The sequence below is a fragment of the Paucilactobacillus nenjiangensis genome, from assembly GCF_005405445.1.
GTDB lineage: Bacteria > Bacillota > Bacilli > Lactobacillales > Lactobacillaceae > Paucilactobacillus > Paucilactobacillus nenjiangensis.
This window is the reverse complement of record NZ_BJEB01000066.1, coordinates 1-12,306: the sequence shown is the minus strand read 5'-3', so window position 1 is coordinate 12,306 and position 12,306 is coordinate 1. Positions and strand designations below refer to the sequence as shown.

The window sequence follows — 12,306 nt, the reverse complement described above, 5'->3', positions numbered from 1 at the left end:
CCCCCTTACAAGTTGAAATTGCAACACTTACGAGCCAAATGGCCGCCTGATTTAATGCTTTCCAGGGTTCAAATAAGTTATTAATCGCGATTAATGATTTATTTGAACCCTGGAAGGTAAACGCGGTTCTGAATGTCTCTTAAAATCTGTCTCAAATATTGACTTCAATCCAAAATATTTTTAGGAACAACAGAAAACATGACAAGTAATCTTTATCGGTGTAGAATACCAATATTGAAGATAAACGAAGAGAAGGTGAATGCTATGCAATTAATTAAAGTACATGGCTCAGAGAATGATTTTTATATGTTGGATGCGACGAAGTTAAATCGTCAACTTACGGAAGATGAAATTAAACAATTAGCAATCAACATTTGTAATCGAAAATCAGGACTAGGTGACGGTGCTGATGGATTACTGTGGATTAATAAGTCAGAACATAATAATGTCATCGGTAAAATGCGTGTAATTAATTCTGATGGTAGTGAAGCTAGTATGTGTGGTAATGGGCTCCGATGTGTTGCTCGTTATTTGGCTGAAACAAATCATCAACAATCATTCACCGTGGAAACGATGGAAGCAGACTTACCTGTCGCAAAGATGCCATCACTTGCTGCTGGTGTGGAAACGTACCAAGCACACATCGCACCAGTGAGTTTTGCAGCTAAAGATTTAGGTATGCACGTTAATAATGAAGCAGATACGTTAATTGACCAATCGATTGCTGAATTAGACACAGATTTGAAGTTTACTGCTGTTGCTGTACCTAATCCACATTTAATTGCATTTGTTGATGAGGAAACCATCAATGGTGATTACCTCGGTGAGTTAGGCCGTTATTTGAATAACAAAACTAATCCAGTTTTTCCAGATGGAGTGAATGTCAGTTTTGTACGTATTTTAGGAAAAAATCAAATTTTTGTACGGACTTTTGAACGTGGCGTTGGGTACACTAATGCCTGTGGGACAGCAATGTCAGCCTCAAGTTTGGTTAGTGTGTTATTGCATAGTGATCAAGTATCAAATAATACAAACATTTCAGTATGTAATCCAGGAGGAATGGTTAACACAGTAGTTCACCATTCCGTTTCAGAAGATGACTATATTGATTTAATTGGTAATGCGACTTTTGTTCGTACGGTTGAAATAAATCTTGAAGATGCATTAACATCGAATTTTGAACATGTTACAATTAATGAAACTAACGAACAAGCTGCGTATGAACAGTTTATTCAAACTTTACAAACTGCATAGTGTAAAATCAAAATGATTGGACGTAATTTAAATGTTACAAGGGGTCGTAAAAAGTTTTGATGCACTCAAAGGATTCGGATTCATCGAGGTTGAAGATGAGCCGGATATTTTTGTGCATTTCAGTGGAATTGAAGGATCAGGGCACAAAGAACTTGAGCCTGGCCAAAAAGTTGAATTAGTCGTCGTTGCCGGTGTGCGTGGACCTCAAGCAGCACATGTCCGCGTAATTACTGAAGAAGATGAGGAGGATAATAATGAACTTTGAAGAAAAGCCAATTGAATCCAAAACCGTCTATGCTGGTAAAATTATTGACGTTGAAGTGACCACGGTGGAATTACCCAATGGTAAAACAGCCACAAGGGACATTGTTCGTCATGTACCTGCTGTCGCTGTGTTAGCAATTACTGCTGATAATCAAATGATCTTGATGAAACAATGGCGGGCACCAATTGATGCACTGACGTTAGAAATTCCTGCTGGAAAACTTGATGAGCGAGACCAAGGTGATATGTTAGGAGCTATCAATCGTGAATTAAATGAAGAAACTCGTTATAGTGCGGGCAAAGTTTCTGAAATTAGTTCCTTCTACACTTCAATTGGATTTTCAGATGAATACATGACACTTTATTTAGCCAGAGAGTTATCACCGGTAACTACCGAATTACCACAAGATGAAGATGAAAATTTGGAACTAATTACAGTTTCACTCAAGCAAGCGTTGGAAATGGTTAAGTCTAAGGAAATTGTTGATCAAAAAACGATTATGGCAATTTATTATTGGGCAACTTTGCAACAAGGTGAGTAATTATGGCAGAAAATGAAAAGCCGTTATCGCGAGCAGAATACAAACGACAACAGCAAAATGAAGAAAATGAATTAAAAGAGCGCGATAAAAAACGCTTAAAAGCAGAACGCGATTATGCTGCAACGCATCCTCAGAATAATCCAGAACCAGAAGAGGCGCCAACTCGTTCCCGAAAAGGGAGAACTGTGCCTATTTCAGGTGAAGATAAATCGCGAAAAATGAAATCAAAATTAAATATTGCTATTGTTGGACTTGTCATTGCAATTGTGGCAGTTTACTTGGTTCTATTTTTTGTAGGATAATGGAGAATTGAAATGAAATATGGCGTAATTTGTGCAATGCCTGAAGAAATTAAAGAGTTAATTGATGCATTGGACTATAAACAAGAAATTGAATTAGGATCAAAAACTTACTACGAAGGTATGATTAGTAACCAGGCGGTAGTTCTGGTGGAATCTGGTATTGGTAAGGTTGAGGCTGGGATTACCACTGAACACTTAATTAGTGAATTTAATGCCGACGTTGTTATTAACTCTGGCTCAGCTGGTGGAATCGGTGAAGGTTTAAAAGTTGGCGATGTCGTTGTTTCGTCTGAAACGGCTTATCATGATGTTGATGTGACGGCCTTTGGTTATGTTTACGGCCAACTGCCTAGTCAACCAGCGACATTTAAAGCTTCTGAAAAATGGTCTCAAGCTATTATCGAAGCGGGCAAATCAACCGGTTTAAATGTTTTGTCTGGATTGATAGTTTCTGGAGATCAATTTGTAGCTAGCAGTGACAAGATTAATGAAATAAAAGCTAATTTTCCAACAGCACTTTCAAGTGAAATGGAAGGTGCAGCCGTCGGACAAGTAGCCAATGACCACGATGTACCATATGTCGTGGTACGGGCAATGTCTGACACAGGCGATGAAGATGCCAGTGTGTCGTTTGATGATTTCATCATTGATGCAGGCAAACGTTCAGCTAAAATGCTGTTAACGTTATTCGCAAATCAAAACAAGTAGAGGTATATAATGAAGCAAGTTTATTTAGACAATGCTGCGACGACACCCATGTCGTCCGAAGTGATTGATGTAATGGTTGATAAGATGCAAAATGTGTACGGTAATGCTTCTACTGGCTATGGTTTAGGTCGTGAAGCTAGTATGGTGATGGAAGTTGCTCGTCGGGCTTTAGCCAAGAGTATTAATGCCAAAGAAACTGAAATAATTTTTACAAGTGGTGGAACCGAAAGTGACAACACCGCAATTTTCCAGACGGCTCGTAGTCGTGCAAAGCTAGGCAAACATATCATTACGACGGCCATTGAACATGAAGCAATTTTGCAACCACTTGAAACATTAAAACAAGAAGCTTTTGAAGTTACTTATTTACCAGTTGATGAGCACGGTAATATTTCTATCGATGATTTTAAAAACGCTTTGCGTGATGATACAATTTTAGTATCCATCATGATGGGTAATAATGAAGTAGGTAGCCGGATGCCGATTCATGAAATTGGTGAAATCCTAAAAAATCATCAGGCCTGGTTTCACACAGATGCTGTGCAAACGTATGGCTTGTTGGATATCGATGTAAAAGCTGATCATATTGATATGTTGTCAACCTCAGCACATAAGATTAATGGACCTAAAATGATGGGCTTTTTATATAAAAGCAATCAGACAAATTTTCCTAGTTTTATCCAAGGTGGAGAACAAGAAACGAAGAGACGTGCTGGAACCGAAAATGTACCCGGCATTGCAGCATTTCAAAAGGCAGTGGAGGCACTTACCTCAGAAACAAAAGCTGCTCGACAAACAAAGTATTTTGGCTTTAAACAACAAATTATTAATGGATTGAAAGCTAACGATGTGAACTTTGAAATTAATGGTGAATTAAATGAAAATAGTTTAAATCATGTTTTCAATATTTGGATTCCAGGGATTTCGACCTACATTATGCAAACCAATTTGGATTTAGCTGGCTTTGCTGTCTCTGGAGGATCAGCATGTACGGCTGGTAGTCTTGAACCATCACACGTTTTGACCGCGATGTTTGGTGAAGATAGTCAGCGTATTAGTGAGTCCATCCGCATTAGTTTCGGTCGCTATACAACGGAACAAGAAATTACAGACTTCATTGAAGCTTTAAGTTCAATTTATCAGCGCTTAACAAAATAGACGAGGTGGTTGGGGAAATGGCATTTGAAAAAGCAATTAAACTTCCAGGAGATACGGATACTTATTCAATTAGTTCAGAAATAAAAAGTTATGCATTACGTGATTTGGGCTTTGCAATTTCCAAACGTGGAACGTATTCATATGAAGCGCCATTGGACCAAAAGTCACCATTTACACCTGCAGCACGCTTGAAAATATCGGTTAGCCCTGAGTTGGATGGATTCAAAATGAATACTGTCAATCAGAGTGGTACAATGGCTGTTAATATTTTTACTCATGCTAGAGCTGCTGAGTTTACGGAGCAACTTCATTTTATTTTAAACGGCATGATTGACCGTGGCATTTTTGTTAAAAGCTAATCCTCTAAGTAATATAGAACGAAAAAATGGTACTCACTGAAATAATTTCAGGAGTACCATTTTTAGTAACTATTGTTCCTTGATGATGCCAGCCATATTGTTGTAAATTCTTTCAATATCAGCAGACGTCCCACGTAGCTCATAATCATCAATGACGGGAGCGTCAAATTTCTTGGAATATCGACGGGCGGTTAAACAATATTGTTCATTAAAATTCATATTGCCGCTACCAACAATTCCAATGCAGAGCCTAGAGTTATTATGGAAGGCGATGTATTCACCAAGTGAATTTGTCATCAACTCTTTAACACCAGAATCGATACCATTACCACCATCTAAATAGGTAGGGACGAATGCAAAAAATTTCTCTTGCTCGTCCTCAAAGTCGGTTTGATCGGTTATTTCACGCAGTTTAACAAGTGGTTTATCGGAGTTAATTGCATTTTGTTGATTGGAGTAACGACAAAGACGATCTAAAAATGATTGCGTATTTCCTTCGATAGAAATATATAGAATATAGATTTCTTTCAAGTTGTTACCTCTTCTTTCTTCCCAACATGTATAATAATACATTACTTCATGATTTTAAAAAAGTAAACGAAATCAACTATTTATATTTATTATATTCTGATAGGAGATAGATTACCATACTCTCAAGGGTTTTTAATTTAAAAAAATGTAAAAAGTTCGGAACTGTTTATAATTTGTTATTGATTGATAATTTTAGGTTAATTAAATGTTTAATAAAAAGTGTTAATAGATGAACAATACTAGGGTTTGTGTTATTATTTTAAGTACTGGATTATTACGACCTTCAACTCGTGGATTTTTCCAGAATCTATATGAATGATGGTGATGAAATGACAGATCACAGTAAAACTCGTGTTGTAGTCGGCATGAGTGGCGGCGTCGATTCATCTGTTGTAGCTTTGCTGCTTAAGCAGCAAGGCTATGATGTGGTTGGTGTGTTCATGAAAAATTGGGACGACACTGACGAGAATGGCGTTTGCACGGCTACGGAAGATTACAAGGATGTGGCAAAGGTTGCTGCGAAAATTGGTATTCCATACTACTCAGTTAATTTTGAGAAAGAGTATTGGGATCGTGTATTCTCATATTTTCTTGATGAGTACAAAAAAGATCGCACTCCTAACCCAGACGTTGTTTGTAACAAGGAGATTAAGTTTAAGGCCTTTGTTGAGTACGCTCAGCAATTAGGTGCGGACTATATCGCAACTGGGCACTATGCTGATTTAGAGCGTGACGAGAATGGTAACATGCATTTAATGCGTGCCACCGATCAGAACAAGGATCAGACATATTTCCTCAGTCAACTTGGACATGATCAACTTGACAAGGTAATGTTCCCATTAGCTAAATTGACTAAGCCGGAAGTGCGTGAAATCGCCACTAAGGCTGGATTAGCCACAGCTGACAAGAAAGATTCCGTTGGGATTTGCTTCATCGGTGAGAAGGGTCACTTCCGTGATTTCTTGAGTACCTTTATTCCTGCTAAGCCAGGTGATATGGTAACACTCGATGGTGAAGTTAAGGGCCAACACGCTGGTTTAATGTACTATACTATTGGCCAACGTAAAGGTCTTGGTATTGGCGGAGGCGGCGAGAATAACGATCCTTGGTTTGTAATTGGTAAAGATCAAACTAAGAACGTCCTCTATGTCGGTCAAGGCTACCATAACGAAAAGCTCTATGCGACTCACTTGTCAGCTAGTGATATTCACTGGGTTGATGGTGATGATACCAAGAACGGCGAGTCATTTGATTGTACAGCTAAGTTCCGCTATCGTCAGCAAGATGTCGGTGTATCCGTCAAAGTTGCAGACGATGGTAGCGAAGTAACTGTGAAGTTTGATGATCCAGCTCGTGCCATTACCCCAGGACAAGCCGTTGTCTTTTATGATGGTGATGAGTGCCTCGGTAGTGCAATCATTGATGTAGCTTACAATGAAGCAAAAACACTTCAATATGTCTAATGAAATTCAAATAAGACTAGAATCAGATTATTGATTCTAGTTTTTTTAATATAAAAAATATGTAAACAGTTGAAGTTTGACGGTATAATTGGGATAATGAAGTATTGAAATTAAACATAGGTGAAAAATGACAAAGTTATATTTTATTAGACATGGAAAAACTGAATGGAACCTCGAATCAAGATACCAGGGAATGCATGGAGACTCGCCATTATTACCACAGAGTTATGCTGAAATAAAATTATTAGCTAAATCGCTAAAAGGAATTCCATTTTCACGGTTATATGCAAGTCCCATTAAGCGTGCAAGAATAACGGCATTTGAATTAGTGGCCGATTTGAAGCAGCCCATTAGAGTTAGTTTAATGAATGAATTGGCTGAATTTAACTTGGGTAAAATGGAAGGAATGCTATTTTCTGAAGTTGAGCAACAATATCCGGTGGAATTTGATGCGTTTAGAAATCATCCAGATCAATATGATCCGACTGCAATTGGAGCAGAATCATTTCCGGCATTGATTCAACGATTTAATCACGGAATTCATGAAATTTTACAAACTGCAGCAGATGACGAAAACATTTTGTTAGTTTCACACGGGGCAGCGCTGAATGCAGCATTGAATGGAATTGTCGGAGTACCTCTTGCTCACTTACGAGATCGCGGTGGCTTAAGTAATACCTCGACTACAGTTCTTGAAACGAAAAATCATGGTCAAGATTTTAAAATTATCAGTTGGAATCAAACTGACTATTTGCATAAAGAGAAAGATTTGACAGACACAATTTAGGGGTGGAAGATGATGGACAATCAATCAAAGGGTCAACGAGAAAAGATGAAGGAACAGTCTGAACAGCTGATTTCAAAATTAGTTGCGGCAATTGATCAGCATCCAGATAAGGTTCAAAACTACTATGATTTGGGCTCACTATTAACTAAATTGAATAGCCATGAACAAGCGGAAGAACTGTTCATGAAGGCGTTAGGGTTGTTCGAAAATGATACTAAATCTACTAATTTGCTTAAGTATGGTTTAGGGAATTTATACTACGAACGTGGTAACTATGATGAAGCGATTAAAGAATATAACCAAATTGAAAATCCAAAACTAAAAGCCGATGCTTATTTAATGTTGGCACAAAGCTTGGTTCAAAAACATGATTATAAACGTGCCTTGGCATATGGGATTACGGCTCATGATTTACGTAAGCAAGATCCAGAAATCAATGAAGTGTTGGGGGATGCATTTTTAGCACTGGGTGATTTTAGACAGGCCAAAGCCTATTATGATGACATTTTAGAACACCATCCTGGTCGTGCTGAAACACAGTTTAATCGTGGCTTGGTTGCAATGGTGTTGGGTGAAGAATATCATGATTATTTGGCACAAGCTAAACAACTTGACCCTGACTATTATGCTAGAAGCGAACAAAAAATCGCAGATATTGAAAAGACACTACAAGATAGTAATAAATAATTAAAAGAGGAGAAACGCGAAATGGACAATTCAATGAATTTATTTGAAAATCCGAGTGAATCTTCTTTTTTTGTGGGCAAAGTTGAAGCTACCTTTTTTGCCAGTCAAGATAATTTTTACAAGGTATTGTTAGTTAAAGTTGAAGAGACAAGTTTTGATTGGCATGACGGTGAGGTGGTTGTCACTGGAAACTTTGGTGAAATTAATGAAGAAACATCTTACAGATTTGAAGGCAAGCTGGTGGATCATCCTAAATATGGCCAACAATTTCAGTCTAGTAATTATCACAGCATGCAACCAACGACTGCAGAAGGTTTAATTACCTTTCTATCTGGCGACCAGTTCAAAGGTGTTGGAAAGAAAACTGCCGAAAAAATTGTTGATGCACTTGGAGTAGGTGCAATTGATAAAATTGTTAATGATCCAGATGCTCTGACTGGCTTAAACTTAAAGCCTGCCATTGTAAAAACTCTCATTGATAATCTGGCTGCTTCAAGAGGAATGGATCAAATAATCATTGGATTAAATGATTTTGGCTTTGGGAGTTCGCTAGCTACATCAATTTTTGAAAAGTACCGTGATGAGACATTAATGAGAATTGAAAAAAATCCTTATCAATTAGCTAGGGACATTGAGGGAGTTAGTTTTAAAAAAGCTGATCAAGTTGCTGAGAAGCTGCAAATTCCTGCTGATGATACTCGAAGAATTGATGCGGGTGTATTGCAAGTCTTAGATGATGTGACGATGCAAACGGGCGATACATATACAATGGCTAAGCCGTTACTCACACAAACCGTTCAATTGTTAGAAGAAAGTCGGAATGTCAGAATTAATCCCAAACAAGTGGCTGATAGGCTGGTTGCATTGGCAAGTTCTAACCAAATTGTTGCGCAAGATAATCGAATTTATCCAACTAATTTATTTAATGCTGAATGGCAAATTGCTGAACATTTGCATCGGCTGAATAGTGATGAAGATGTCTTGTCTGATGATAGTAAAATCGAAAAGACCATTTTAAAAATCATGAAACGCAATGATATCGAGTATGATGAGTCTCAAAAGCAGGCCATAACGCAAGCGTTAAAATCGCGTATCTTCCTATTAACTGGTGGACCTGGTACTGGAAAAACCACAATTATTCAAGGTATTGTGACTGCATTTGCAGAGTTACATCAGTACTCTTTAGATATCAATGCGTATAAAGATACGCCATTTCCAATTTTACTTGCCGCACCCACTGGTCGTGCTGCCAAACGAATGAGTGAAACGACGGGATTACCTGCCAGTACCATTCATCGGCTACTTGGTTTGACTGGACGTGAAGAATCAAACGATATTAACGTGCATGATTTAAACGGATCATTATTGATCGTAGATGAGTTATCTATGGTAGACATTTCACTATTTAAAATGTTATTAGCCGCAATTCCAAGTACGATGCAAATCATTCTTGTAGGAGATAAGGATCAATTACCTTCTGTTGGACCGGGTCAAATATTCCATGATTTACTGGATTTTTCTAAATTACCAAAGGTTGAATTGTCCAATATTTATCGACAGTCTGAAGAATCATCGATTATTCCATTGGCACATGCTATTAAATTAGGTGAGGTTCCAAATGACTTAACAAAACAATTTAAGGACAGATCGTTTATTCCATGTCGAACAGATCAAGTTTCTGAAGTTATTCAACAAATTGTTGAAAGGGCAAAAACACGTGAATATTCCAAAATGCAAGTTCAGATATTGGCACCAATGTATCGAGGAAGTGCCGGTATCAATCGCTTAAATTCAATTGCACAAAATATTTTTAATCAAATTAAAAATGAAAAAACTAAGTCAGTTGAATATCGGGGTGAAGAATTCCGGATTGGAGATAAAGTTCTCCACTTAGTAAACAGCCCTGAAAATAATGTGTTCAATGGTGATATTGGGACAATCGTCAGTATAGATTTGGGTGTACCTCAAGAAAAAGGGCCAAAAACAGATCGAATGGTGATTGAATTTGATCAAAATGAAGTGACTTATACCAGAAATGAATGGCAACGATTAACATTGGCGTACAGTATTTCAATTCATAAATCACAGGGTAGCCAATTTGAAATGGTCATCTTACCAATGGTTTCACAATATAGTCGTATGCTACAACGAAATTTGTTGTATACAGCAATAACGCGAGCTAAAAGCAAACTGGTGCTAATTGGCGAACCGCGAGCTTTTGCTCAAGCAATTAAAAATGAGGCAGTAAATCGTAAAACTACCTTACTGATGAGGCTAGAGGAAATCTTCAATGGTTCGGTCATGCAGCCAATGATTGTCAAACCAACAGAAGATGTGCCTAAAACACAAACAACAACTGAAACTAATGAGCCAGATAACGAGTCAGAAAAGAAATCATATATCTTAACCATTAACTCGATAGAAAATGGTCAGATTGATCCAATGATTGGAATGAGCGGAATCAAACCTAAAGACTTTGTTGAGTCACAATAAATAGTAATAGAAACTTGCAAGCGGTGTGAATTGTTGCGATAATAAATCGAATAGAAAAATTGAAGGAGAGCCCACAAATGGTACAACAAATGAAAAATGCAGAAAATGTCAGAATTTTCGCTTTAAGTTCAAACAAACCTCTATCGGAAGATGTTGCTAAATCGCTTGGACTACCTTTGGGTGACTCCACCCTGAAACAGTTTGCGGATGGAGAAATTCAAATTACGATTGATGAGAGTATTCGTGGGTGTGAAGTCTATGTAATTCAATCGATTTCAGATCCTGTTAATACTAACTTGATGGAACTTTTGATTATGGTAGACGCTTTACGTAGAGCAAGTGCCAAAACAATTAACGTGGTGATTCCATATTATGGATATGCACGTCAAGACCGGAAAGCACGTTCTCGTGAACCGATTACCGCTAAATTAATCGCCAGCATGCTTGAAATGGATCGCGTTGACCGGGTAGTTGCATTAGATTTGCATGCTGCTCAGGTTCAAGGATTTTTCAATGTGCCAGTTGATCACTTGCTAGCAGCACCATTATTGGCAAATTACTTCTACAGTCAAGATATTCTTAAAAACATCGTGGTTGTCGCCCCTGATCATGCAGGAGTTACCAGAGCACGTAAATTAGCTGAAATCTTAAAAGCACCAATCGCAATTATCGATAATCGGAGTCCTGAAGAAATTGAGCGGTTAAATGAATCAGTTCCGGAATACGTAATTGGGGATGTGAAAGGGAAAACCGCAATTTTAGTAGATGATATTGTTGACACAGGGGTTCGAATGTCTGTCTCTGCCACGGCATTAAAGAATTTCGGAGCAGATAAAGTGTATGCGTGTGCGACACACGCCGTGTTCTCAAATTCGGCAATGAAAAAGATTGATGAATCATCAATTGAAAAAATGATTGTCACTGATTCAATTGATTTGCCTGAAGAAAAGAAGGGTGCTAAACTGGTCCAATTATCTGTCGGACCTTTATTAGCACAAGCTATTAGACATATTCATAATAATGAACCGGTGGATGCATTATTTATTAGTTCAGATAATAAAAACGCTCAGATTTAGGTGTAAGATGCATTAACAAAGAGGGAATGAGAATATGACAGAATTTAACTTAGAAGATAGCAGAAAACAACTAGAAATTGCTGTTAAAGAGTTCTTAGACCAGGCAGATTTTGCCAAAGACGCATTAGTTGTTTTAGGTTCAAGTACCAGTGAAATACATGGGAAAACAATCGGTAAAGATTCGTCAATTGAAGTGGGAAGAATGGTTATCGATGTTATTTTACCTGCCTTACAAGCAAGAGGATTACATTTAGCCGTTCAAGGATGTCAACATTTGAACAGAGCGCTTTTGATGGAACGTAGTGAAGCTGAAAAACGAGGATATGAAGAAGTTCTCGTGGTGCCCGCAATTCATGCAGGTGGAGCAACCCAAGTTGCCGCATATGAAAGGTTTGCTGATTCCGTTGAAGTGGAGCATATCGTCGCAGCTGGTGGAATTGATATCGGTGACACCGCGATTGGACAGCATGTTAAGTTTGTTCAGATTCCGTTGAGAACCTCTGTAACTGAAATAGGATTCGCACATATCACATATTTAACAAGTCGTCCCAAGTTAATTGGTGGCGAACGAGCACAATATGTTTGGAAACCAATAGATTAATATTAATCATAACCGCCCGTAAAACGGGTGGTTTGTTCATGGGCTATAAGCCCTATGTACTTGCCAGCGTCTCAAGGCGCT

At 38.0% G+C, this 12,306-nt stretch carries 14 protein-coding genes; 13 read left to right on the top strand and 1 reads right to left on the bottom strand.

The features are described 5' to 3' along the window. Positions 1–264 precede the first annotated feature (264 nt). Genes dapF through FFM59_RS08690 form a run of 7 tightly spaced genes read left to right on the top strand, consistent with a single transcriptional unit; the run spans position 265 to position 4,587 of the window. A complete protein-coding gene (dapF, locus tag FFM59_RS08720) occupies positions 265–1,254 on the top strand; it encodes a diaminopimelate epimerase (RefSeq protein ID WP_137602655.1) in 990 nt (329 codons plus the stop codon). A 31-nt stretch (positions 1,255–1,285) separates the two neighbouring features. Further along, complete coding sequence (locus FFM59_RS08715) at positions 1,286–1,519, top strand: cold-shock protein (protein ID WP_137602654.1); 234 nt, start codon at positions 1,286–1,288, stop codon at positions 1,517–1,519. Beyond that, positions 1,509–2,060 carry an NUDIX hydrolase gene (locus tag FFM59_RS08710; protein WP_137602653.1) on the top strand — a complete coding sequence of 184 codons (552 nt, stop codon included), beginning with the start codon at positions 1,509–1,511 and terminating at the stop codon, positions 2,058–2,060. The genes FFM59_RS08715 and FFM59_RS08710 overlap by 11 nt, the downstream gene beginning before the upstream one ends. A gap of 2 nt (positions 2,061–2,062) precedes the next feature. Beyond that, the gene (locus FFM59_RS08705; protein ID WP_137602652.1) at positions 2,063–2,362 is read left to right on the top strand and encodes a hypothetical protein; all 300 of its coding nucleotides are present in this window, start codon (positions 2,063–2,065) and stop codon (positions 2,360–2,362) included. Between the two features lie 12 nt (positions 2,363–2,374). Next, on the top strand, positions 2,375–3,070 hold the full coding sequence (locus FFM59_RS08700) for a 5'-methylthioadenosine/adenosylhomocysteine nucleosidase (RefSeq protein ID WP_137602651.1): 696 nt from the start codon (positions 2,375–2,377) through the stop codon (positions 3,068–3,070). A gap of 9 nt (positions 3,071–3,079) precedes the next feature. After that, positions 3,080–4,228 carry a cysteine desulfurase family protein gene (locus tag FFM59_RS08695; protein ID WP_137602650.1) on the top strand — a complete coding sequence of 383 codons (1,149 nt, stop codon included), beginning with the start codon at positions 3,080–3,082 and terminating at the stop codon, positions 4,226–4,228. 17 nt (positions 4,229–4,245) lie between these two features. Continuing rightward, a complete protein-coding gene (locus FFM59_RS08690; RefSeq protein ID WP_137602649.1) occupies positions 4,246–4,587 on the top strand; it encodes a DUF1831 domain-containing protein in 342 nt (113 codons plus the stop codon). A gap of 69 nt (positions 4,588–4,656) precedes the next feature. Here the strand turns inward: FFM59_RS08690 and nrdI are convergent, their stop codons facing one another. Beyond that, a complete protein-coding gene (gene nrdI / locus FFM59_RS08685; protein WP_137602648.1) occupies positions 4,657–5,118 on the bottom strand; it encodes a class Ib ribonucleoside-diphosphate reductase assembly flavoprotein NrdI in 462 nt (153 codons plus the stop codon). A 329-nt stretch (positions 5,119–5,447) separates the two neighbouring features. Here nrdI and mnmA point away from each other — a divergent pair, with 329 nt between their 5' ends. From mnmA to FFM59_RS08655, 6 genes are all read left to right on the top strand, one after another. Further along, the gene (mnmA, locus tag FFM59_RS08680) at positions 5,448–6,581 is read left to right on the top strand and encodes a tRNA 2-thiouridine(34) synthase MnmA (RefSeq protein WP_137602647.1); all 1,134 of its coding nucleotides are present in this window, start codon (positions 5,448–5,450) and stop codon (positions 6,579–6,581) included. Positions 6,582–6,708: 127 nt separating this feature from the next. Further along, complete coding sequence (locus tag FFM59_RS08675) at positions 6,709–7,368, top strand: histidine phosphatase family protein (RefSeq protein WP_137602646.1); 660 nt, start codon at positions 6,709–6,711, stop codon at positions 7,366–7,368. Positions 7,369–7,380: 12 nt separating this feature from the next. Then, positions 7,381–8,055: a tetratricopeptide repeat protein gene (locus tag FFM59_RS08670; RefSeq protein WP_137602656.1), complete on the top strand. Its 675-nt coding sequence runs from the start codon at positions 7,381–7,383 to the stop codon at positions 8,053–8,055. A 21-nt stretch (positions 8,056–8,076) separates the two neighbouring features. Then, positions 8,077–10,548, top strand: a complete 2,472-nt coding sequence (recD2, locus tag FFM59_RS08665; RefSeq protein WP_137602645.1) for an SF1B family DNA helicase RecD2 — start codon at positions 8,077–8,079, stop codon at positions 10,546–10,548. A gap of 77 nt (positions 10,549–10,625) precedes the next feature. Beyond that, complete coding sequence (locus FFM59_RS08660; protein ID WP_137602644.1) at positions 10,626–11,624, top strand: ribose-phosphate diphosphokinase; 999 nt, start codon at positions 10,626–10,628, stop codon at positions 11,622–11,624. Positions 11,625–11,658: 34 nt separating this feature from the next. After that, positions 11,659–12,225: a TIGR01440 family protein gene (locus tag FFM59_RS08655; protein ID WP_137602643.1), complete on the top strand. Its 567-nt coding sequence runs from the start codon at positions 11,659–11,661 to the stop codon at positions 12,223–12,225. Positions 12,226–12,306 lie beyond the last annotated feature (81 nt).